Annotated in this window: 22 protein-coding genes and 1 other annotated feature; of the genes, 10 read left to right on the forward strand and 12 right to left on the reverse strand. The window is 56.4% G+C overall.

Annotated elements, in window-relative coordinates:
• Positions 1–87 precede the first annotated feature (87 nt).
• The 3 genes from ABU178_RS12320 to ABU178_RS12330 are packed head-to-tail and all read left to right on the forward strand — an operon-like array spanning position 88 to position 3,823.
• Positions 88–840 carry a gluconate 2-dehydrogenase subunit 3 family protein gene (locus ABU178_RS12320; protein ID WP_397215188.1) on the forward strand — a complete coding sequence of 251 codons (753 nt, stop codon included), beginning with the start codon at positions 88–90 and terminating at the stop codon, positions 838–840.
• Positions 837–2,600, forward strand: coding sequence for a GMC family oxidoreductase (locus ABU178_RS12325; RefSeq protein WP_397215190.1), 1,764 nt, complete (start codon positions 837–839; stop codon positions 2,598–2,600). The genes ABU178_RS12320 and ABU178_RS12325 overlap by 4 nt, the downstream gene beginning before the upstream one ends.
• A complete protein-coding gene (locus ABU178_RS12330; protein ID WP_397215192.1) occupies positions 2,597–3,823 on the forward strand; it encodes a c-type cytochrome in 1,227 nt (408 codons plus the stop codon). Before ABU178_RS12325 ends, ABU178_RS12330 begins: the two co-directional genes overlap by 4 nt.
• A 123-nt stretch (positions 3,824–3,946) precedes the next feature.
• Here the strand turns inward: ABU178_RS12330 and dacD are convergent, their stop codons facing one another.
• From dacD to ABU178_RS12345, 3 genes are all read right to left on the reverse strand, one after another.
• On the reverse strand, positions 3,947–5,116 hold the full coding sequence (dacD, locus tag ABU178_RS12335) for a serine-type D-Ala-D-Ala carboxypeptidase DacD (RefSeq protein WP_397215194.1): 1,170 nt from the start codon (positions 5,114–5,116) through the stop codon (positions 3,947–3,949).
• Positions 5,117–5,258: 142 nt separating this feature from the next.
• Positions 5,259–5,423, reverse strand: a complete 165-nt coding sequence (locus tag ABU178_RS12340) for a hypothetical protein (protein ID WP_397215196.1) — start codon at positions 5,421–5,423, stop codon at positions 5,259–5,261.
• A gap of 154 nt (positions 5,424–5,577) precedes the next feature.
• Entirely contained in the window at positions 5,578–6,663 is a 1,086-nt protein-coding gene (locus ABU178_RS12345) for an acyltransferase family protein (RefSeq protein WP_397215198.1), read from the reverse strand.
• Between the two features lie 347 nt (positions 6,664–7,010).
• Here ABU178_RS12345 and sbcB point away from each other — a divergent pair, with 347 nt between their 5' ends.
• Complete coding sequence (gene sbcB, locus ABU178_RS12350) at positions 7,011–8,438, forward strand: exodeoxyribonuclease I (RefSeq protein WP_397215200.1); 1,428 nt, start codon at positions 7,011–7,013, stop codon at positions 8,436–8,438.
• A 42-nt stretch (positions 8,439–8,480) separates the two neighbouring features.
• Here sbcB and ABU178_RS12355 read toward each other — a convergent pair whose 3' ends face one another.
• The 5 genes from ABU178_RS12355 to ltnD all read right to left on the reverse strand — a co-directional run bounded on the left by ABU178_RS12355 (position 8,481) and on the right by ltnD (position 13,556).
• Positions 8,481–9,842, reverse strand: a complete 1,362-nt coding sequence (locus tag ABU178_RS12355; protein WP_397215203.1) for a GntP family transporter — start codon at positions 9,840–9,842, stop codon at positions 8,481–8,483.
• Positions 9,843–9,974: 132 nt separating this feature from the next.
• Positions 9,975–10,760, reverse strand: a complete 786-nt coding sequence (locus ABU178_RS12360; protein ID WP_397215205.1) for an HPr family phosphocarrier protein — start codon at positions 10,758–10,760, stop codon at positions 9,975–9,977.
• Positions 10,761–10,762: 2 nt separating this feature from the next.
• Positions 10,763–11,386, reverse strand: coding sequence for a 3-oxo-tetronate 4-phosphate decarboxylase (gene otnC / locus ABU178_RS12365; protein WP_397215207.1), 624 nt, complete (start codon positions 11,384–11,386; stop codon positions 10,763–10,765).
• Entirely contained in the window at positions 11,383–12,645 is a 1,263-nt protein-coding gene (gene otnK / locus ABU178_RS12370; RefSeq protein ID WP_397215209.1) for a 3-oxo-tetronate kinase, read from the reverse strand. Before otnK ends, otnC begins: the two co-directional genes overlap by 4 nt.
• Complete coding sequence (gene ltnD / locus ABU178_RS12375; RefSeq protein WP_397215211.1) at positions 12,645–13,556, reverse strand: L-threonate dehydrogenase; 912 nt, start codon at positions 13,554–13,556, stop codon at positions 12,645–12,647. The genes otnK and ltnD overlap by 1 nt, the downstream gene beginning before the upstream one ends.
• On the opposite strand from ltnD, the gene ABU178_RS12380 reads away from it, so the two are divergent.
• Positions 13,547–13,762, forward strand: a complete 216-nt coding sequence (locus ABU178_RS12380) for a hypothetical protein (protein ID WP_397215213.1) — start codon at positions 13,547–13,549, stop codon at positions 13,760–13,762. The two genes, ltnD and ABU178_RS12380, sit on opposite strands and share 10 nt — an antisense overlap.
• Before the next feature lie 67 nt (positions 13,763–13,829).
• Complete coding sequence (gene ygbI, locus ABU178_RS12385; RefSeq protein ID WP_397215215.1) at positions 13,830–14,591, forward strand: DNA-binding transcriptional repressor YgbI; 762 nt, start codon at positions 13,830–13,832, stop codon at positions 14,589–14,591.
• 47 nt (positions 14,592–14,638) lie between these two features.
• Here ygbI and ABU178_RS12390 read toward each other — a convergent pair whose 3' ends face one another.
• From ABU178_RS12390 to puuD, 3 genes are read right to left on the reverse strand one after another with little or no spacing between them, the layout of a single operon-like run.
• Positions 14,639–15,916 carry an NAD(P)/FAD-dependent oxidoreductase gene (locus tag ABU178_RS12390; RefSeq protein WP_397215217.1) on the reverse strand — a complete coding sequence of 426 codons (1,278 nt, stop codon included), beginning with the start codon at positions 15,914–15,916 and terminating at the stop codon, positions 14,639–14,641.
• Positions 15,917–15,948: 32 nt separating this feature from the next.
• Positions 15,949–16,506 carry an HTH-type transcriptional regulator PuuR gene (gene puuR, locus ABU178_RS12395; protein WP_397215219.1) on the reverse strand — a complete coding sequence of 186 codons (558 nt, stop codon included), beginning with the start codon at positions 16,504–16,506 and terminating at the stop codon, positions 15,949–15,951.
• On the reverse strand, positions 16,503–17,267 hold the full coding sequence (gene puuD, locus ABU178_RS12400; RefSeq protein WP_397215221.1) for a gamma-glutamyl-gamma-aminobutyrate hydrolase: 765 nt from the start codon (positions 17,265–17,267) through the stop codon (positions 16,503–16,505). The genes puuR and puuD overlap by 4 nt, the downstream gene beginning before the upstream one ends.
• Positions 17,268–17,478: 211 nt before the next feature.
• Between puuD and ABU178_RS12405 the strand changes: the two genes are divergently transcribed.
• Both ABU178_RS12405 and ABU178_RS12410 read left to right on the forward strand, forming a co-directional pair.
• Positions 17,479–18,894, forward strand: a complete 1,416-nt coding sequence (locus ABU178_RS12405) for a glutamine synthetase family protein (protein WP_397215223.1) — start codon at positions 17,479–17,481, stop codon at positions 18,892–18,894.
• Between the two features lie 360 nt (positions 18,895–19,254).
• The gene (locus ABU178_RS12410) at positions 19,255–20,613 is read left to right on the forward strand and encodes an APC family permease (RefSeq protein WP_397215224.1); all 1,359 of its coding nucleotides are present in this window, start codon (positions 19,255–19,257) and stop codon (positions 20,611–20,613) included.
• Between the two features lie 54 nt (positions 20,614–20,667).
• On the opposite strand, the gene ABU178_RS12415 is transcribed toward ABU178_RS12410, so the two are convergent.
• Positions 20,668–21,495 carry an SDR family oxidoreductase gene (locus ABU178_RS12415; protein WP_397215226.1) on the reverse strand — a complete coding sequence of 276 codons (828 nt, stop codon included), beginning with the start codon at positions 21,493–21,495 and terminating at the stop codon, positions 20,668–20,670.
• A 179-nt stretch (positions 21,496–21,674) separates the two neighbouring features.
• Between ABU178_RS12415 and hisL the strand changes: the two genes are divergently transcribed.
• A complete protein-coding gene (gene hisL, locus ABU178_RS12420) occupies positions 21,675–21,722 on the forward strand; it encodes a his operon leader peptide (protein ID WP_100396937.1) in 48 nt (15 codons plus the stop codon).
• Positions 21,698–21,818 (forward strand) — a sequence feature (His leader region). It overlaps the preceding gene by 25 nt.
• 44 nt (positions 21,819–21,862) lie before the next feature.
• Positions 21,863–22,762: an ATP phosphoribosyltransferase gene (hisG, locus tag ABU178_RS12425; protein WP_397215228.1), complete on the forward strand. Its 900-nt coding sequence runs from the start codon at positions 21,863–21,865 to the stop codon at positions 22,760–22,762.
• Position 22,763 lies beyond the last annotated feature (1 nt).

Here is a 22,763-nt window from a genome sequence, read left to right on the forward strand (position 1 = left end):
TTTACAAAACCTCTAATTCTACAGAACAATTTATTCATTACCGCTGAGTCTGGTTCTTTTTTTAGTAACATGGATAAAGGAAGCATTATGCGCAAAAGAGCAAAAACCCTGCCGGGCGTGACACGACGGCAGGTACTGACGTGGTCAACGCTGGGCGTAGCCGCCACGGTCAGCAGCGCCGCCAACGCCGTCTCTCTGAAAGGCACGCCCGGCTGGTCCCCTTTCGCCGATAATCCCCCTGAAACCTTCACCAATACCGGCTGGCTCTTTTTCACCGATACCGAGGCTCGCACCATTGAAGCGATCGTGGATCGTCTGATCCCGGCCGATGAACTCAGTATGGGCGGAAAAGAGGCGGGCTGCGCGGTGTTTATCGATCGTCAGTTGCAGGGCTTTTACGGCACCTTCGAACGCGTTTATATGCAGGGTCCGTTCCACGAGGGCACCGTACAGCAGGGCGACCAGTCGCCGCTGGTGCCGCAGCAGCGCTATCGTCAGGGCATCGCCGCACTAAATCGCTATGTGCAAAAAGTTTCGCAGAAAGATTTCGCCGACCTGACGCCAAAGCAGCAGGATGACCTGCTGGTGGCGATGGAGGGAGGAAAGGTCCATTTTGAAGGCTTTGATGCGCAATCCTTTTTTATCGAAGTATTAAATAACACCATGGAAGGGTTCTTCGCCGATCCCATTTATGGCGGCAACAAGGAGATGACCTCATGGAAGATGCTGGGCTTTCCCGGAGCGCGTTATGACTATCGCGGCTACATCGCGCGGCATAACGAAGATCTCAAGCTCGAACCCCTTAGCATTGGTCAGTGGCAACAAAAGGATAACTCATGAAAAAACTCCCCAAAACCGATGTGGTGGTGGTCGGTCTCGGTTGGGCCGGATCGATTATCGCCAATGAACTGGCTGATGAAGGACTGGAGGTCATCGGCATTGAGCGCGGCCCGTGGCGCGATACCGCCCGCGATTTCAATATCGCTACCGTGACCGATGAGCTGCGTTATGTGATGCGCGAAGAGCTGATGCTGCGCACGCGGCAAAACACCTGCACCATGCGTAACAATCCTTCCGAAACCGCGCTGCCGATGCGCACATGGGGTTCGTTCCATCCCGGCAACGGCACAGGCGGCGCGGGCAACCACTGGGCAGGCATCACCTTTCGTTTTCAGCCCCATGAGTTTCGCCTGAAAAGCTATCTTACCGAGCGTTACGGCGCGGACGCCTTTCCCGAAGAGCTGGTGTTGCAGGACTGGGGCACAACCTGGGAGGAGATGGAGCCGCACTATATGCAGTTTGAACGCGTAGCGGGCACCTCAGGCCGGGCCGGGAATCTGAACGGCGAGGTGCGCGAAGGCGGCAATCCCTTCGAAGGCCCGCGTTCCGGCGAGTACCCTACTCCCCCGCTGAGCCAGCCCTACAGTCCGATGCTGTTTTCCGAGGCGGCAGCCAAAATGGGCTATAAGCCTTTTCCGGTGCCCTCTTCGCTGGTCTCGGAAGCCTATACTAACCCCTATGGCGTCACCATGGGCCCGTGTACCTTCTGCGGCTTCTGCACCAACTACGGCTGCGCCAACTACTCAAAAGCCAGCGCCATCACCACCGTGTTACCGGCGCTGATGCGCAAGCCCAACTTTACCGCCTGGACTAACTCCGAAGTGCTGCAGGTGCTGACCGATTCCACCGGCAAAAAAGCCACCGGCGTGACCTATATCGACTCCTCCGGCGATGAGTGGGAACAGCCTGCCGATCTGGTGATTGTTGCCGCTTTTACCTTTGAAAATGTGCGGCTGATGCTGCTTTCCGGTATCGGCGAGCCTTACGATCCGGTGACCAACAAGGGTACTACCGGCCGCAATTACGCCTATCAAACTGCCAATAACGTGACGTTGTTTTTTGACGACAAGAATTTCAATCCTTTTATCGGCGCAGGCGCGGTCGGCATGGGCATTGATGAGTTTAATAACGATAACTTCGACCACAGCGGCCTCGGCTTCTTTGGCGGCGGCAGCATTCGCGTCACGCCGATTGGCGCAGCGCCGATTGGCTATCGTCCCTTGCCGCCCGGCACGCCCAAATGGGGCAAAAGCTGGAAGCAGGCGCTGAAGAAAAACTATCTCAGCACCATGTCGATTGGCTGTGAGGCGAGCAGCTACACCACGCGCACTAACTATCTGTCGCTTGATCCCAACTACAAAGATCCCCATGGTCGTCCGCTGCTGCGCATTACCTTCGACTTTTCGCAGAACGATTTGAAAATGGCGCAGTACTGCACCGGCAAAGTAGCGGAGATTGCCAAAGCGATGAATCCGCGCGAAATGATCGTGAAGCCAATGACCGGCCACTGGAGCAGCGTGCCCTATCAATCCTCCCATGTGGTAGGCGGTTTTGTCATGGGCGCTGATCCCTCAATCAGCTCGGTAAACAAGCATTTGCAGGTGTGGGATGTGCCGAACCTGTTTGTGGTCGGCGCCTCGGCGTTCCCGCAGAATCCGGGCTATAACCCTACCGGCACCGTCGGCGCGCTGGCGTTTAAAGCGGCGCACGATATCCGCAACTACTATCTGAAACGTCCGGGGGAGATGATTACCGCATGAAAACACGTCATCTTCTCAGCGCAGCCGCGCTACTGTGCAGCGCCCTCAGCACATTCGCAACCCAGGCGCAGCCCGATTACGATCAGATTAAGCGTGGTCAATATATCGCCGTGCTCGGCGACTGTACCGCCTGTCATACTACCGATCCCGCTAAACCCTTTGCGGGCGGCGTAAAGCTGCAAACGCCGTTTGGCACTCTGGTGGGCGCCAATATTACGCCCGACCGGGAAACCGGCATTGGCGACTGGTCATACGAACAGTTCCGCCGCGCAATGAATGAAGGCCTGGGCCAGCATGGTGAGCGTCTCTACGGTGCCATGCCCTATACCGCCTACACCAAAATGAAAGAGAAGGATGTTCAGGATCTCTGGGCTTATATGCAGACTCTGCAACCCTATCACAACCCGGTGGAGACCAACCTGCTGCCCTTCCCGTTCAATATGCGTAACACCCTGATCTTCTGGAACTGGATTAACTTTGGCAAAGGGGAATATCAACCCGACCGCAACAAGTCGGAACAGTGGAATCGCGGCGCCTATCTGGTGCAGAGCCTGGGCCACTGCGGCACCTGCCATACGCCGAAAAATCTGCTGGGCGGCGACAAAAACAGTGAGTTCCTGCACGGTTCCGAGGTGGAGGATTGGTATGCGCCGAACATTACCGCTAACGAGCATATTGGCCTCGGCAAATGGACGCAGGAAGATATCGTGACCTATCTGCGCACCGGCGTGAACCGTTACGCCATCGCTTCCGGCCCGATGGCCGATGCGGTGCGTCACTCAACGCAGCACTGGCGTGATGAGGATCTGCAGGCGGTGGCGGTTTATCTGAAAGACAATGAAAAGTCAGACGATAAGCAGCCGCAGCCCCTTGATGCCAACGATGAGCGTATGAAACAGGGCGCGCTGGTGTACGAGGCGAAGTGTTCCGCCTGCCATGCGCCGGGCGGACGCGGCGAGCGCAACATCTTCCCGCAGCTGGCAAATAATCCGCTGGTGAATCAGCCGAACGTCACTTCGCTGTTGCACGTGGTGCTGGCGGGCAGTCGCGGCGTCGATACCGACGCCAGGCCGACCGCCCCCGCGATGCCTTCCTTCGCCGGTAAGCTGAGCGATGAGCAGATAGCGGCGGTACTGACCTACGTGCGTAACAGCTGGGGCAATGCGGCTGAGCCGGTGAAAGCGGATCAGGTCAAACAGATGAAACAAGATTTGAAGAATTAAAACAGTAACCGCAAAAGGATGGCGTTAAAATGCGAACGCCCGGCAGCGTCTGGCGCGTTCCGCAAAATAGTTCCGGTGAAGCAGCAGAACCTCTGTTCTGCCTGCTTCATTTTTTTCAAACGGTTAGAGCTTCTGCTTCAGATAATCGGTGATACGCGTCACCATGCCCGCTTTTTCCACTGCGTTCAGCGCTACCAGCGGATAGCTTGCCAGCTGTTTGTCTTTATCCATCACCTGAATCTCACCGATCTTCTCATTCGCCTGTAGCGGCGCTTCCAGATCCTTACGGTCGATGATGTATTTCGCCTTCACGTTCTGCATTTCGCTGCGCGGCAGCGAGAGATAAATGTCTTTTTCTGTGCCGACATCTACCTGATGCGGCGCGCCGTACCATACATTCTCCGTGCCGATTTTTTTCCCGGCATGAAACAGCTGCACGGTATCAAAGTTGCTCTGTCCCCAGATCAGCAGTTTACGCGCCTGCTCTTCACGACCTTTCGGGCTTTTGCCGCCCATGATCACCGCGATCAGACGGTGGCGACCAACAATATTCGACGCAATGATGTTAAAACCGGCGCTCTCGGTATGACCGGTTTTTAAACCGTCAACGTGCAGATTATTATCCCACAGCAGGCCGTTGCGGTTGTTCTGCGTGATCCCGTTCCAGGTCAGCGTTTTTTCGCTATACATCTGGTAGAAGTCAGGCTCGCCGGCAATGATGGCGCGCGACAGCACAGCCAAATCGCGCGCGGTGGTGAACTGGCCGGGCGCATCCAGACCGTGCACCGTCTCAAAATGGGTGTTGGTCAGCCCCAACTTTTCGACATACTGGTTCATCAGCGTGACGAAGTTTTGCTGGCTGCCTGCGACGTAATCGGCCAGCGCCACGCAGGCATCGTTGCCGGAATCGATGATCACGCCGCGGCTGAGATCGCGCACCGTCACTTTGTCGCCCGGCTTGAGGAACATCAGCGAGGAGCCTTTGAACACCGGATTGCCCGCCGCCCAGGCATCTTTACCCACGGTAACCTGGTCGTCGCGGGAAATTTTGTGCTGATCGATGGCGCGGTCCACGACGTAGCCGGTCATCAGTTTGGTCAGGCTGGCAGGGTTGCGGCGCTCGTCCGGATTGCCCGCGGTGAGGATTTGCCCGGTGGTGGCATCCATCAATACCCAGGAAGCCGCATCAATAGCCGGTGGCGTCAGGGGAAACGGCATTGCATTATCATCGGCCTGCGCCAGCGATGCCCATAAAACCACTCCAGAAACAGTAAACAACAGACGCCTTTTCAACACTCCATCCTCAAATTGCGGTATTCAGGCGCACGTTGTACGGCAAATGGTTTTAACAGGTTTGAATAAATTGAAAAAAAGTATGAATTGAGGTGCTGTCAGGGAGCCTGACGAATCTACGTCTGGCATTGATTGTGAAAGGTTATCTGCCTGGCTTGTCGGACGATCTGATGCTGAACCAGGCGCAGAGCGCAGCAAAAAACAGCATTAGTAGCCATGCGAAACCGCCGGTGGTGACCCATCGCAAGATGGATCCCAGCAGGAATGCCAGCGCCAGTACGCCAAATAGTATACGTTTGTTCATCATGCTTTATAGCTTAGTTCGCCGTGAACGGGACGCGGGATCATTTTACTCGCCAGGTCAAGCAGCTCTTGCGTCTGACGCTCAAAGGGAGGCTGCCGGGATTTACCGTAGAAACTAAAAATTTTATGGCTGAGCTGGGGAGAGGTTCCGGTAATTTTCAGGAAAAACCTTCCTTAAGAGAGGAAGCCTTTTTCTTCCTGGCCTGGATAAATGGTCTTTCTATATAGCGCCAAGACAGCCAGGCCAGTAAAAAGGAAGCAATCACAGAAATAATTAATCTTCCGTACCCGTCGGCGATACCAAAATGCACAAATCGCTTCCCTATTCCGTTATTCATTAAAGTATGTATGAGATAAAGGGAAAAGGAGATATTACCCAGCCACATAAGAACAGATGGTACATATTTCCCGATAATCCCCTCAGACAAGACGACGCAAAAAAGAATTAAGCTATATATCCATCCGGAACTAAGTATTCCGTGTCCGATAAACAGGCCATGACTAAAGAAGTAAGCGGCGGCAATCAGGCTAAGTACAGTAAAGAATACCATCAAACGAGGGGGTAACCATGTCAGATAGGGAAGAACCAATCCTAAGGCCATGCCTGTAAGAAACAACCAGATAACTGGATTAGTTATCAGCCCCAGCAGCGCCGATTTTGTTGTATAGCCTGATGGATCTAAGCTTAAGTTATGCCATAACATTAAAGGTAGTAAAATTAGGGTCGCTGCGAAAAGTAAAGCTACCCAAACCCAGCGCTTTGCGAACAGCAAAGCGACTGAAACAAATAAATAAAACATAACTTCATAATTCAGCGTCCATCTGACGCCATACAAACCACTATCAGCGACGTAAAAAGGAGCGTGATCGGGATATATTGGCATGAAGGTTAACGCACTGATGAAGTTTTCAGTCTTGTCAGCGTAATGGAAAGTACTCATTGCCCCGCTGAGAAAAAAAGAAATAATCAGAATGATGTAGTAAGCAGGTAATATACGAAATGCTCTTTTTTTCAAAAAAGTTAGTGCGCCGCTTATCCCTTGGGGTGTTTTTGCTGCGCTTAAAGTAATCACAAAGCCACTGATGAGAAAGAAGAGATCTACCCCGGTTGCACCCCATCCAAAAAGCTTATCGCCAAGGCCAGGGCTGACGGCATTAATGTTCCAACGAAAGTGAAACAGCATAACGCTCAGCGCTGCAATTCCTCTCAGCGCCTGTACGCCCTTAAAAGTAGAAGTATTCATATTAACTAAGTCAATTCGCATTTTTCTGTAAGGATAGAAGGATCATCTTACAGGTTATGTCACTGTATTGCACAACTGGCTACAGAAACGAAACAAGAGAGGCGGCCTTCGTTATTCGGGGGATTAATTATCGCGATATCGGCGCAATGCCCTTTCCAGTACTCACTGGTACTGAAAGGCGGTCGCACCTTTTGCAGAGAGCCATGCGCTGAGACCCTCTACATCTGACCTTCTGACTAGCCTGAATATGGTTTACCATATAAAGAAGGCTACTCTGGTTTCTGAACGAAGCGCATCGACATCCCGCAACAGAACGTTAGCGAACAGCAATAGAACGGATAAAAATTTTGGCAAACGACAGCGCACAACCTACCTTCCTCTTTCACGACTACGAAACCTTCGGCAAAAGCCCGTCGCTTGACCGTCCGGCGCAGTTTGCCGGGCTGCGCACCGACAGCGATTTTAATCCCGTCGGCGAACCTCAGGTCTTTTACTGCAAACCAGCCGATGACTATCTGCCGCAGCCGGAAGCGGTGATGATCACCGGCATTACACCACAAGTCGCGCAGGCGCGTGGCGTGCCGGAAGTAGAGTTTGCGCAACGTATCCACGCGCTGTTTACCGAGCCAAATACCTGTGTGGTGGGCTATAACAATGTCCGTTTTGATGATGAAGTCACACGCAACATCCTCTATCGCAACTTCTACGATCCTTACGGCTGGAGCTGGCAAAATGGCAATTCGCGCTGGGATCTGCTGGATGTGATGCGCGCCTGCTACGCCCTGCGCCCGGAGGGTATCGTCTGGCCGGAAAATGATGACGGCTTCCCGAGCTTTAAGCTGGAGCATCTGACGAAAGCCAACGGCGTGGCGCATGAGCAGGCGCATGACGCCATGTCGGATGTGTACGCCACCCTGGCGATAGCGAAGCTGGTGAAAGAGAAGCAGCCGAAGCTGTTCGATTTTCTCTACAGTCATCGCAACAAGCAGAAGCTGATGACGCTGATCGATATTCCTCAGATGAAGCCGATGGTGCATGTCTCCGGCATGTTTGGCAACGCGCGCGGCAACACCAGCTGGATTGTGCCGCTGGCCTGGCATCCCGATAACCGCAACGCCTTGATTGTGGCAGACCTGGCCGGTGAGATGTCGCCGCTGCTGGAGCTGGATGCCGATACCCTGCGCGAACGTCTCTATACCCGTCACAGCGACTTGGGCGATCTCGCTGCGGTGCCGATCAAACTGGTGCACATCAACAAGTGTCCGGTGCTGGCACCGGCCAGTACGCTGCGCCCGGAAGATGCGGAGAGGCTTGGTATCGATCGCCAGCGCTGCCTCGCTAACCTCGCGCTGCTGCGCCAACATCCGGAAGTGCGGGAAAAAGTGGTGACGCTGTTTGCCGAAGCGGAACCTTTCGTGGCGTCCGAGGATGTGGATGCCCAGCTTTATAACGGCTTCTTCAGCGATGCGGATCGCGCCGGGATGAACATTATTCGCCAGACCGCGCCGGTCAATTTACCCGCCCTCGGTCTCACTTTTGAGGATAAGCGCATCGAAAAGCTGCTGTTCCGCTACCGGGCGCGAAACTTCCCCGGCACGCTCGACGATGCGGAACAGCAGCGCTGGCTGCAGCATCGCCGCGAAGCGCTCAATCCCGAGCGCGTGCAGAGTTTTTTGCTGGAGCTGGAATCACTGGCGAATCTGCATGAAGGCGATAACGAGAAAATTGCCCAGCTGAAATCGCTTTATGCTTACGCGCGCGAGCTGGTTTCCTGAGAAAATCCCCTCGTCGGATGACGAGGGGTTCAGCGTGAGGCGTCAGACAAAGGCCCAGATCAGCCAGGTGAAGGCAAATCCGCACAGACCCATCAGCGTGGTGAGTACCGTCCAGGTTTTCAGACCGTCCGCGACCGACAGACCCAGATAGCGTGTAACCACCCAAAATCCCGAATCGTTTACGTGTGACAGGCCCAGCGCGCCAAAACAGGCGGAGAGCGCCACCAGCACCAGTTGCAGATCGTGCAGACCGCTTACGGCTGTGCTCAGCAGGCCGCAGGTGGTGACGATCGCCACCGTTGCCGAACCCTGAGAGGCGCGTAACGCCAGCGAGAGAATAAAGGCTGCCGGGATCAAAGGCAGATGGATGGTTTGCAACGAGCCGGCCAGCGCTTTGCCGACACCCGACTCCACCAACACTTTACCGAAAGCCCCACCTGCGCCGGAAACCAGAATTACCCCGGCGGCATTGCCAATTGCACCGTTGGAAATGGTTTCCAGCTTCTCTTTCGCCCAGCCACGACGCAGCCCAAGCAGCCAGCCCGCCAGCGCCAGCGTAATCAACAGCGCGATGCCCGGTGAACCCACCAGCAGCATGAGGCTGTGCAGCGTGCTGCCCGGCGTCAGATGTGCCGGTACCAGCGTACCCAGCATGATTAATACGATCGGCAGAGCAATCAATCCCGCCACCAGCATAGCGCCAGGCACATTTTTCTCCGTGCCCTGCGACTGCGTCTCATCCACCGTTTTGGTCAGCTGCAGCTGCTCCAGCACCTCAACGGAAAGATGATATTTTCTGCGGTTGAGCGACTTCGCGACAAAATAGCCCACCACGCCAACCGGCACCGCAATCAGGATCCCTAACATCATCAGCCAGCCGATATCCGCGTTAAGCAGACCGGCAGCGGCGGCAGGGCCGGGATGGGTTGGCACCGAGACGTGCACCATCAGCATCATCCCCGCCATCGGTAGACCAAACTTCAGCGGCGAAACACGCAGTACCTTGGTAAAGCCATAGATGAGCGGGACGACGATAATAAAGCCGACGTCGAAAAATACCGGCAGGCCAAGGATAAAAGCGGCGATGGTCAGCGCGGCGACCATGCGCTGCGGGCCTAGCAGATGGGTAAAGCGGTTAGCCAGCGCATCAGCGCCGCCGGAGGCTTCGATAATCGCGCCCAACATGGCGCCCAGCACGATAATCACGGCAATGCTGCCGAGCAGCCCGCCCATACCGCCGAGAATGACTTTCATAATATTCTCGGCCGGAATGCCGGTGGCGATTGCCACAAACAAGCTGGCCACCAGCAGGGCGACAAAGGGATGCACTTTCGCTTTGATCACCAATAGCAGCAACAGGATCACGCTGATCAGGGCGATGGTTAATAACAGAGTGGTGGACATAGGTGAACCTCAGAGATTAATTATTATATTTTTCAATTAATTAACAGAGTCCGTTCAGGGTGATCTTTTTTTTCAGCTACAGCGCGACCAACACCGGCGTGGTAAGCGCCGGTGACCTGAGGTCATGCTGACTTAGCGTTGCACAGCGTAAGGGGTGAACCAGCCCAGGCCATCCTGCGTATTGCCGCGGGGGATATATTCGCAGCCGATCCAGCCGTCGTAGCCCACTTCGTCCAGCAGGCGGAACAGCCACGGATAGTTGATCTCCCCTTCGTCCGGCTCGTGGCGTTCCGGCGCTGAGGCGATCTGGATATGGCGATAACGTCCGGCGTAATCCCGAATCAGTCGGCTGAGGTTGCCATCCACCAGCTGGGCATGGAACAGATCCAGCTGGGTAAAGATACCGGGGCGATCGATACGCTCAACCATCTCCAGCGTCTGATACTGGCTGGCATAGAGGTAGTTGGGTTTGGTTGCCGGGTTGAGCGCTTCAATCAGCAGATTGATACCGTGCGGCGCGAAACGCTCCGCGGCATAGCGCATGTTACTGATAAAAGTGGCGCAGTAAGCTTCGCGATCGGCGCCCGGCGGCACCGTGGCCGCCATGATATGCACCTGCGGACAGTTGAGCGCCAGCGCATAGTCCAGCGCGCGATCGATATCGGCGCGCGCTTCCGCTTCGCGTCCCGGAATTGCCGACACGCCCCACTCCCCTGCCGCCACGTTGCCGGGCGCAGTGTTAAACAGCACCAGCTGCAACTGGTTCTCTTCCAGCAGCTGTTTCAGCTGTTCCGTCGGATAGTCATAGGGAAACAGAAACTCCACGGCGCGAAAACCCGCCTGCGCCGCAGCGGCAAAGCGTTCAGTAAAAGGCACTTCGTTAAACTGGGTGGACAAATTGGCTGCAAACTTTGGCATGATCAGCTCCTTAATTCCGCGACTTCATCAGCGCTGAGATAGCGAATCGCGCGATCGCCAAGGGTAAAGATCAGACGTGCCGTCTCTTCCAGCTCCTCGGTATTGTCCGCCGCTTCGCGCAGCGACTTGCCCATCACCACCGAACCGTGATTCGCCAGCAGGAAAGCGCGATAGCGCGGGGCCAGCACGGCAAGATCTTCCGCCAGGCGCAGGTCGCCGGGACGGTAATAGGGCACTACCGGCACGTCGCCCACGCGCATCACCACGTAAGGGGTAAAGGGGCGGATACAGTTTTGCGTGTCGAGTCCCTGCAGGCAGGAGAGCGCCGTCAGGTAATGGCTGTGCAGATGCACCACCGCTTTACATGCCGGATTATTCAGATAAAGCGCGCGGTGAAAGGCGATCTCTTTGGAGGGTTTATCTCCCTCAATCCAGTCGCCCTGCAAGGTCACCTTCGACAGGCGATCGGCCTGCAGTTCGCCCAGGCAGGAGCCGGTAGGCGTGGCGAGTAAATTGCCATCCTCCAGCAGCATCGAGAGATTTCCCGCCGAACCTGTGGCGTAGCCGCGTTGAAAGAAAGAGGCGCCGAGCTGCACCATCTCCTGACGTGCCTGTTGTTCAGTCATAGCGGAAACTCCATTTGAGCACGAGTAAAGAACTGTTCGTCACCAAAATTGCCCGACTTCAGCGCCAGCGACAGCGGCTGATGGATATCGCGCACCCAGGGCACGCCGGGAGAGATGGTGGGACCAATATGAAATCCGGTTACGCCGAGGCTTTGCGCCACCACGCCGGAGGTTTCGCCACCCGCAACGATAAAGCGTTGCCAGCCGCGCGCCTTGAGCTCGCGCGCTACGGCCGCGAACAGCTGTTCAACCGCCTCGCTGCTGCGAGCGGCGCCATGGCGCTGTTGAATGACCTGCAGCTGTTGGGCGTCGGCGGTGGCATACAGCAACGGCGCCAGCGGCTGCTGACTGTTAGCTTCAACCCAGTCACAGAGCTGCTCTGCATAGGCTGCGCCCTGCTCCAGGCAAGCCTGCACCTCCACTTCGCGCGCCGGTGCCTGCTGGCGATACGCGTTTACCTGACGGTTAGTCATTTGTGAGCAGGAGCCGGAGATCACCACGGCGCGTTCGCCCTGCGGCCGCCCCGCCTGTTCCGCCTGCATGCTGGCGGGCTGCGCGCTGGCCCATTGCCGCGCCAGACCGATAGCCAGCCCTGAGCCGCCAGTCACCAGCCGCATGTCGCGTAGCGCTTCGCCCTGCGTCAGCAGATGTGTTTCATGCAGCGTATCCAGCACCACATAATTCACGCCCTGAGCCGCCAGGGCGGCAAGCTGTTCACGTACCGCATTCGCACCCTGATCCAGCAGAGCAGCCGGGATCAAACCCGCTTTGCCTGTGGCCTGACGCTCCATCAGACGCAACAGGTTGCTGTCGGTCATCGGCGTGACCGGATGGTGGCGCATACCCGATTCCGACAACAGCTGGTCGTTAACGAACAGATAGCCCTGATAGACGGTGCGGCCGTTAACCGGCAGCGCGGGTGAAATCACTGTTTGCGTCTCGCCAAGCGCAGCGAGCAGCGCATCCGTGACCGGGCCGATGTTGCCCTGTTCGGTGCTGTCGAAGGTTGAGCAATATTTGAAATAGAAACGATCGCACCCCTGCTGTTGCAGCCAGCGCAGCGCCTCCAGCGACTGAGCAATCGCCGATTCGACAGCGCAAGAGCGCGATTTCAGGCTAATCACAATCGCCTGAGCGGTGATGTTCTCTATATTTTCCGGCACGCCGTTAAACTGAATGGTGGAAAGCCCGTTCTGCACCAGAAAACTGGCGATGTCCGTGGCGCCGGTAAAGTCGTCAGCGATAACACCTAACCGCATTATGCTTTCTCCTGCGCCTGCGGCAGGGTAATGCCGCTGAAGATTTTGATTACCGCGCTGTCATCTTCACGGCCATATCCGGCATTGCTCGCCTCTGTAAACATACTCAGCGCGGTGGAGGCCAGCGGCAGCGGGAAATGCAACGATTTGGCGGTTTCCGCCACCAGGTTGAGATCTTTGACGAAGATATCGACGGCGGATTTCGCACTATAATCGCCATCTACCACGTGACGCATGCGATTCTCAAACATCCATGAATTGCCTGCGGCATTGGTCACCACGTCATACATGGTGTCGAGCGGGATACCGGCGCGCGCCGCCAGCGCCATCGCTTCTGCCCCAACGGCGATATGCACGCCCGCCAGCAGCTGATGAATAATTTTTACCGTTGAGCCGAGGCCGATTTCGCTGCCTACGCGATAAACTTTTGCCGCCACCGCGTCGAGCACCGGCTGCAGCAGCGTAAATACCTCGTCGCTGCCCGACGCCATTACCGTCATTTCACCGCTGGCCGCCCTGGCTGCGCCGCCGGATACCGGCGCGTCGAGCATCAGCAATTGATGCTGCGCCAGCTGTTGTTCAATTTGCTGCGCGTCCTGGGCAGAAATGGTTGAAGAAACCATCACCACCGTACCTGGCTTCAGCATTGCCGCCAGACCATTGTCACCAAACAGAATCGCCTTGACCTGCGCAGCGTTGACCACCAGCAGCAGCACGGCATCCAGCTCCTGAGCGAAGGTGCGCGCCGAATTCTGCGCATCGCGCGCGCCCGCCTGTCGTAGGGTTTCCAATGCGGCAGGATTCAGATCCACGCCCCAGGTATTTAAACCGGCACGAATACAGGATTGCGCTGCGCCCATGCCCATTGAACCCAGCCCGATAACACAAATGTTGCGTACTGATGAAAGCATTGGCTGCCTCCGCTGTTAAATTAAGTGATTATTTGTTTGTTAGTGTTAATCCTGGCAGGAAAGGCGCGGAAGAAATGTGCCTTGCATCACATTTATTAACATGCATTTCGCCTTTACTTCACATTACTTCACAGGTCAGTGGTGAAAAAACCATGATGGATGGCGAAAAAGAGGAGACAGGGGCAAAACAGGCCAGCGGTTTGTGATTTTTTAATAGCGAAAACCTTGGCTTTCCTTACAATGTGAAAAAATGGTAATCATCAAGGAGGCGATGTGATTCCGGTTGAACGACATCAACAGATCCTGGCGCTGGTCGCTGAACGCGGCGTGGTGAGCATTGCGGAGCTGACAGAGAGGCTGGGCGTTTCACACATGACCATCCGACGCGATGTGCAAAAGCTTGAAGAGCAAGGCGCGGTGCTGTCGGTTTCCGGCGGGGTGCGTTCGGCGGAGCGTCTGGCGGCTGAGCCATCGCATCTGGCAAAAACCGCTATGTACAACGCGGAAAAAGCGGCGATTGGTCAGCTGGCAGCCCGGCATATTCCACGTAACAGCTGCATCTATCTGGACGCCGGGACCACCACGCTGGCGCTGGCGCGTGAACTGGTGGATCGCGACGATCTGCTGGTGGTAACGAATGATTTTGTCATCACTAATTTGTTTATTGATGCCAGCGCCTGCCGCGTGATCCATACCGGCGGCACGTTATGCCGTGAAAACCGCTCCTGCGTCGGCGATGCAGCGGCCCGCACCCTGCGCCAGCTGGCGATCGATATCGCGTTTATCTCCGCCTCCTGCTGGGGGCCGCGCGGTATTTTCACGCCCGATGAAGATAAGATCATCGTGAAGCAAACGGTGAACGAGGTGAGCAGCAAACGCGTGCTGTTAAGCGACAGTTCGAAATACAACAAAATTGCCACCTTCCTCGCTCTGCCGCTCAGTACGTTCGATATTATCGTTACCGACAGGCTGCTGAGCAGCGCCGCGCAGGCGACGTTAAGTGACGGAAGCTGGGAGCTGGCGCTGGCGGGGTAAGCAGGCGCCGGTGTTACAGCGTGGTTCGCCCCTGTGCATCACCGCACCTACACCCCCAGCCGATCCCTCAACGCATACCACACCGCGCCCATCGCGGTTAACGGCACCTTAAAGCGCCGACCGCCAGGAAACTGCAGGTGCGGCAGGTTGGCGAAGGCGTCAAAGCGTTCCGCGTCGCCGCGCAGCACCTCGGCAATCAACTTGCCTGCCAGGTGGGTGCAGGTGACGCCATGCCCGCTGTAGCCCTGCATGTAGTAGACATTCTTTTCCAGTCGGCCAAACTGCGGCATCCGCGTCATGGTCAGCAAAAAGTTGCCGCTCCAGCGATGGCTTATCTTCACCTCCCCTAACTGTGGAAAGGTTTTTCTGAGCTTGGGACGGATCAGCGCTTCAATGTCTTCCGGCTCACGCGCGCCATAGACCACGCCACCGCCAAACAGCAGGCGGTTATCGGCGGTGAGACGAAAGTAGTCGAGCAGGTAATTACAATCTTCCACGCAGTGATTGTTGGGCAGCAGCGACAACGCCTGATCCTGGCTTAACGGCTCGGTGGTGACAATTTGCGATCCGCACGGCATGCTTTTGCGGCTCAGGCGCGGCTCCAGCTGGGAAGGCAGATAGGCGTTTCCGGCAAAAATCACATACTTCGCCTCTACTTCGCCCTGCGGCGTTTTGACCCGATTCGGCTCGCCGTAATGCACCGCCGTCGCGGGCGACGCTTCATAAATACGCCCGCCATGGCGGCGAATCGCTTCCGCCTCGCCCAGCGCAAGATTAAGCGGATGCAGGTGGCCGCCGCGCCGATCCAGCAGGCCGCCAACGTAGCGATCGGTGGCGATTTCCCGGCGAATGCTGCGCTCATCCAACAGCTCCAGCTCATGGTTGCCGTAACGCTCCCACCACTTTTTCTGATGACGTAAATGGTTCATCTGGCGCGCATTCAGCGCGGCGAAAATGCCGCCGGGACGATAGTCGCAGGCGATGGCGTAGCGATCGATGCGATCGCGGATAATATCCGCGCCTTCAAACATCATGCTGCCCAGCATATGGGCGGTCTCTTTCCCGTAGCGCTGCTGAATCACCTCAACATCACGGCTGTAAGAGTTCACCACCTGACCGCCGTTGCGGCCGCTGGCGCCAAAGCCGACGCGCGCCGCCTCCAACACTACCACGTCATATCCCGCCTCGGTAAGAAACAGCGCGGCGGAAAGACCGGTAAAACCGCCGCCAATGATGCAGACATCACAGTGTACGGTGCCCAGCAGGGGCGGCCAGGGAGCATGGTGGTTGGCTGATGCTGCGTAATAACTTTCCACATGGTTCATCTCAACCTCCTGCATGCTCATTGATAACCCGCTCAAAAATTCGCGGGGGTATGGGCGCTAACGATGCGACACGGCCGGGCAGACGTGTTGGTAAAGCTGTGCGGCAGGCCCGTATCGATCACATAGCTTTCTCCGGCATTAAGGCGATAACTCTGCCCGTTGATCACCAGCGTGATCTCGCCTTCTAATAACGTACCGGTCTCTTCCCCGGCGTGGCGCAGTTTTTCGCCGGTACTGGCGCCCGGCTCGTAGGTCTCCAGCAGCATCGCCAGCGTGCGCTGCGCCTGGCCGTTATGGATCAGCTTCAGCGACACGCCCTGACCGCCCAGCTCCACTAACTCCTCCGGCCTGACGATCACCCGCGGGAGTTCATTCTTTTTCGGCTCGGAGAAAAACTCTGAAAGCGACAACCCGTACACCTTCAGCAGTTTTTGCAGGGTACTCACCGCCGGGCTTACTTTATCCTGCTCAATAGTGCTGATCGCGCTGTGAGTCAGTCCTGACAGCTCGGCGACCCGGCGCTGAGAGAGTCCCAGCTCTTGCCGAATCTGCGACAGGCGCCTTCCGGGCGCCAGCGTAGCGTCGTTCATGATTGCTTTTCCTTGTGATAACAAAGCGAGGCGTGGATAAAACCGTCAAACAACTGGCGCGACGTCGCGGATTCTGCCGCCTGCCATTCCGGGTGCCACTGCACGGCAAGGGCAAAGGGGTGACGACGCAGGCTGACCGCTTCGATCAGCCCGTCGGCGGCACGCGCCTCGATATTCAGCTGCGCGCCCGGCTCACGGATCCCTTGCTGATGCAGCGAATTGACCCACAAACTTTCAGCCCCGTTCAGCAGGCGGCTGAGCAGACCGTCCGGCGTGATAAACACTTCGTGAGCAGGCGCATACTGCTGCGCCAGCGGCTGAGTGCCATCTTCATGATGGGTGATAAATCCCGGCTGGAGAGCCAGCTGACGCCAGAGCGAGCCGCCGTTGATCACCACCAGCTCCTGCAGGCCGCGGCAAATCGCCAGAATCGGCATTTTTTTGCCGATCGCTTTGGTCAACACGCCAAACGCTAGCTGGTCGCGGCCGGGATCGGCATGGGGTTCTTTGCCTTCCTCGCCATAATGCCAGGGTTCAATATTGCTGGTACTGCCGGTGAGCAGCACGCCATCCAGCACCGCCATGGCGCGTTCTAACAGATCGGGCGAGGCAACCAGACCCTGGGGTAATGCCAGCGGGACGCCGCCCGCCAGGATAACGGCCTCAAAATATTTGTTATGTACCGTCTGCGTGGGATGACCGCCTTTATCAATCTGGCACATCACTACGCCAATCAAGGGTTTGTCAAATATAATGCCCATTCTTCCCCCTGCATCGCTGTTAAATATTTTCACCGGCAAGGCACATTTGGCGTAAAAGTGTGCAATATATTGACAATCTAGCAATCGGCTGGCTGTTCTTCAAACAGATTTGTTACATTTGCACACTTTTTGTGTTAGAGCTATGTTTGAAGAGTGGCTGTTATTTTGAGCATTGCGCAAACCATCAAAACGGTAAAAGGCAGGTGGGTTTATGACGAACCTGGTGGAAGTGGAAGACTTCACGCGACACAGTGAAGAGAAACGAACCAGCGCGTTCCAGCTTGAGGTAAAATCTTGGCTGGAACGCCATCCTGAAACGCAGTATGTAGATATTCTTCTTAATGATTTAAATGGCGTTTTTCGTGGTAAACGCATTCCCGTCTCGGCCCTGGCCAGACTGGAAAAAGGGTGTTATTTTCCGGCATCCGTGTTTGCCATGGACATCCTGGGCAATACCGTAGAAGAGGCCGGGCTGGGACAGTCGCTCGGCGAACCCGACAATCTCTGTGTACCGGTAGCCGGCACGCTCATTCCCTCCGCTTCCGACCCCGATCGCATCGCGCAAGTTCTCCTCACCATGCGCAACCAAGATGGTACTCCCTTTGACGTTGAACCCCGGAATGTGCTTAACCAGCTGTGGCAACAGCTACGTAATCGCGGACTCTTTCCGGTGGTAGCGGTAGAGCTGGAGTTCTATCTGGTGGATAAAAAGCGTGATGCGGAAGGCTATATCCAGCCACCGTGCGCGCCAGGCAGCGACGATCGTAATATGCAAAGCCAGGTTTACTCCGTCGACAACCTTGATCACTTTGCTGATGTGCTGCGTGATATCGATGCGCTGGCGAAGTTGCAGGGCATTCCCGCCGACGGAGCGCTGGCGGAAGCCTCGCCAGGCCAGTTCGAAATCAACTTGCATCACACGCGAGACGTGCTGAAGGCCTGCGACGATGCGGTGCAGCTGAAACGGCTGATACGCCAGGTCGCTGAAAACCACGGCATGACCGCCACCTTTATGGCGAAACCTTATGAAGAGTACGCGGGCAGCGGCATGCATGTGCATATCAGCATGCTGGATGCCGCTGACCGTAACGCCTTCGCCAGCGACGACGGCAGCGATTCGCCGCTGTTGAAACGCGCGCTGGCCGGGATGATCGATTTGATGCCCGCCTCCATGGCGCTGCTCGCCCCTAACGTTAACGCCTACCGACGCTTTTTACCGGAATCCTTTGTGCCGCTGCTCGCCTCCTGGGGCCACAATAACCGCACCGTGGCGCTGCGCATTCCCTGCGGCGATCTGGAAAACCGACGCATTGAATATCGCGTGGCGGGGGCGGATGCGAATCCCTATCTGGTGGTCTCGGCGATCCTTGCCGGTCTGTTGCATGGTCTCGACCATCAGCTGCCGCTGCCGCAACCGGTGCAGGGCAACGGCCATGAGGCGGAAGGCATACCGCTGCCGATTCGCCAGAGCGACGCGCTTTGTGAGTTTGAAAACAGCGCTGCCCTGCAAAAACTGCTTGGCGAACGCTTTGGCGTCGTCTGGCACAGTTGCAAGCACTATGAGCTGATGCAGTTTGAACGTTTAATTACCGCGACGGAGATTGACTGGATGCTGAAAAACGCCTGATAAAAGCCTTCTGCGGTTTCAGCATAAAAGAGTGGTCTCAACATCTTGTTTTTCGCCTGTGAGTTAAGGCAGAATATGCGCCCTGCAAAAACAGACCATAACCGACGCTTATCGCGCCGGTTATTTTTTTGCATGTTCTTTACACTGATTGATTACCGAGGCCGGGAACCGTTCCGGATAGATATACACCAGAAAACACGCTGCTTGCGTGAGATTGAGGATACCAAATGGGGCTGTTTACCCGTGCGCCAGCGCAAGCTGGTACTCGCTTACGAGATGATTATGGCGCCGCGCCGGCTGCCCGGACTCATCAGCTTACTCCCACTCATGTGATGTCTGCCGCTATCGGGGGACAAAACCATGTCGCATAACGCCTCACCCGCACCGCAGCGTGCTCATCTGAAAAAAACCTTAACCCTGATGCCGGTGGTGATGATTGGTCTGGCTTACATGCAGCCGATGACCCTGTTCGATACCTTCGGCATTGTCTCCGGGTTAACCAGCGGTCACGTCGCTACCGCTTATGCCTTTGCGCTGATTGCGATTCTGTTTACCGCCGTGAGCTACGGTAAGCTGGTGCGCCGCTTCCCCTCTGCGGGATCGGCCTACACCTACGCTCAGAAAGCGATCAGCCCGCACGTCGGCTTTATGGTGGGCTGGTCATCGCTGCTGGACTACCTGTTCATGCCGATGATCAACATCCTGCTGGCGAAAAGCTATTTTGAATCACTGGTGCCCGGTATTCCGTCATGGATTTTCGTGGTGCTGCTGGTCGGCTTTATGACGCTCTCTAACCTGAGAGGCATTAAAACCGTCGCTAACTTTAACAGCGTGATTGTTGTGCTTCAGGTGCTGGTGATGATCGGCATTACCGGCATGGTGATCTACGGTGTGGCGCACGGTACCGGCGCCGGTACGCTGACCAGCTCGCGTCCGTTCTGGTCGGCGGATGCGCATGTGGTGCCGATGATTACAGGCGCCACCATCCTCTGCTTCTCGTTCCTCGGCTTTGACGGTATCAGCTCATTGTCGGAAGAGACCAAAGATGCAGAGCGCACCATCCCGCGCGCGATTTTCCTCACCGCATTGATTGGCGGCCTGATTTTCATCGTGGTCTCCTACTTCCTGCAGCTCTATTTCCCGGATATTTCGCGTTTCCAGAATCCGGACTCGTCGCAGCCGGAAATCATGCTGTTCGTCGCGGGCAAGGTATTGCAGGTCGGTATCTTGATCTTCTCGGTGGTAACGGTTCTGGCATCGGGAATGGCGGCGCACGCTGGCGTATCGCGTCTGATGTATGTGATGGGCCGTGACGGGGTGTTCCCGGAGCGTTTCTTTGGCTATATCCACCCGAAATGGCGCACGCCGTCACTGAACGTGCTGCTGGTCGGCGCCATTGCGCTGCTGGCGATCAACTTCGATCTGGTTACCGCCACGGCGCTGATTAACTTCGGTGCGCTGGTTGCCTTTACCTTCGTGAACCTGTCGGTGATTGCGCAGTTCTGGATCCGTGAGAAGCGCAACAAAACGCTGATGGATAACGTGCACTTCCTGCTGCTGCCGCTGCTGGGTGCCTTGACGGTCGGCGCGCTGTGGGTGAATCTGGAAGTGAGTTCCATGACCCTGGGTCTGATCTGGGCGGCGATTGGCATTATTTACCTGGCGTTTGTGACGCGCAGCTTCCGTAATCCGGTGCCGCAGTACAGCGAAGAGCTGTAACGCGCCCCTGTTATCCCGGCCGGTTAATCAGGGCCGGGATAACAAGCCTCATCTTTAATTCAGCGGCATCTTAATCGGGTCCGCATAGCTGTACTCAAACCCCAGCTCGTTGCAAATCCGGTTGCCATCAATAATTTTGCCGCTGTCTTTTCCGTCGGTGGGCAGAAACTGCGGCGGCGTCAGGCCGAGCTGGCGCGTGACGCAGGGATAAAACAGGTCGCGCGGCGGATGTTTTGGCGCGCAGAGGTTGTAAAGGTGCCCTCCCTTCGGCGTTTGCAGCAGCAGCATAATCGCTTCCACCACATCGTCCAGATGCACCAGATTCACGCCGTGCGCGCCGTCCGCGACGTCGGTTTTCCCGGCGAGGAAACGGCCCGGATGACGATTCGGCCCCACCAGCCCGGCCAGACGCAGGATATCCACGCTGGTGCCCGGCAGATCGTGCAGCCAGCTCTCCAGCTCCACCAGCGTTTTGCCCGCCACGGTTTCCGGCTGTAGCGGGCTGTTCTCTTTCATCACGCCGCTCGCGTTGCCGTATACGGAGGTCGAACTGGTAAAAATGATGCGCGGGATTTTATAAACCAGCGCGCTATCAACGATGTTCTGCACCGCCTGCATGTAGCGTTCGCCGCCTTCAGCGGTACGGCTGGCCGGTAAGGTGATCACCAGCGCATCCACCGTCAACAGCGGCGCCAGATTGTCCGCCTCAATTTCCATTTCCGGCGTCAGCTCCAGCTGAAAGGCTTCGATACCGCAGCGGCGCGCTGCCTCCACGCCATCCGGCGTGGTTTTGCTGCCCGTAACCTGCCAGCCGCGCGCCGTCAACGCCATCGCCAACGGCATGCCCAGCCATCCCAGTCCTGTAATCGCCACTTTTTTCATACCGACTCCTTGCCATGCTGCTGAAAGACATTCTCCATCTTAGTGCGCGTCACGAAGAGAGGCCACTGCAAAACGCTTTTGGTAAATTCCGGCGGGAAGTTAAAAAAAGGTTGCCAATAGCACATATCTTCGCTAGGTTAATCAGCACACAAATGAATACTCATTCATACGGAATTTTTATGACACGCGTTCAGTTCAACCACCATCATCACCATCATCCTGACTAGTCTTTCAGGCGATGTGTGCTGGGAGACATTCAGATCTTCCAGTGGTGCGAACGCAAAGAGAGCCCCCGGAAGATCATCTTCCGGGGGCTTTTTTTTGGACTGACGTACCGCAGACAGGATTGGATAAGAGGACAGGAACTATGTTAGACAACACCCGCTTACGCATAGCTATGCAGAAATCTGGCCGTTTAAGCGATGATTCACGCGAATTGCTGGCCCGCTGCGGCATTAAAATCAACCTACAGCAGCAGCGATTGATTGCGTTTGCGGAGAACATGCCTATCGACATTCTGCGCGTGCGTGATGACGACATTCCCGGCCTGGTGATGGATGGCGTGGTGGATCTGGGCATCATCGGTGAAAACGTGCTGGAGGAAGAGCTGCTCGACCGTCGCGCTCAGGGCGAAGACCCGCGCTATTTCACCCTGCGCCGTCTCGATTTTGGCGGCTGCCGCCTGTCGCTGGCGATGCCGGTGGATGATGAATATAGCGGCCCGCAGTGTCTGAACAAGGCGCGTATCGCCACCTCCTACCCTCACCTGCTGAAACAATACCTTGATAAACAGGGCGTCGCCTTTAAATCCTGCCTGCTGAATGGTTCGGTGGAAGTCGCGCCGCGCGCGGGTCTGGCGGATGCGATTTGCGATCTGGTCTCCACCGGCGCGACGCTGGAAGCGAACGGTCTGCGCGAAGTGGAAGTGATTTATCGCTCCAAAGCGGTGCTGATCCAGCGCGACGGCGAAATGTCAGGCGCCAAGCAGGAGCTGATCGACAAGCTGATGACGCGTATTCAGGGCGTAATCAAAGCGCGTGAATCGAAATACATCATGCTGCACGCGCCAAGCGATCGTCTGGAAGAGGTGATCGGCCTGCTGCCCGGTGCGGAGCGCCCTACCGTGCTGCCGCTGGCGGGCGACAAAAGCCGCGTTGCCATGCACATGGTGAGCAGCGAAACCCTGTTCTGGGAAACCATGGAGAAGCTGAAGGCGTTGGGCGCCAGCTCTATCCTCGTTCTGCCGATTGAGAAGATGATGGAGTAAC

Origin of the sequence: Pantoea osteomyelitidis (genome assembly GCF_044342975.1) — a bacterium.
In the GTDB taxonomy this organism is placed as follows: domain Bacteria; phylum Pseudomonadota; class Gammaproteobacteria; order Enterobacterales; family Enterobacteriaceae; genus Pantoea; species Pantoea osteomyelitidis.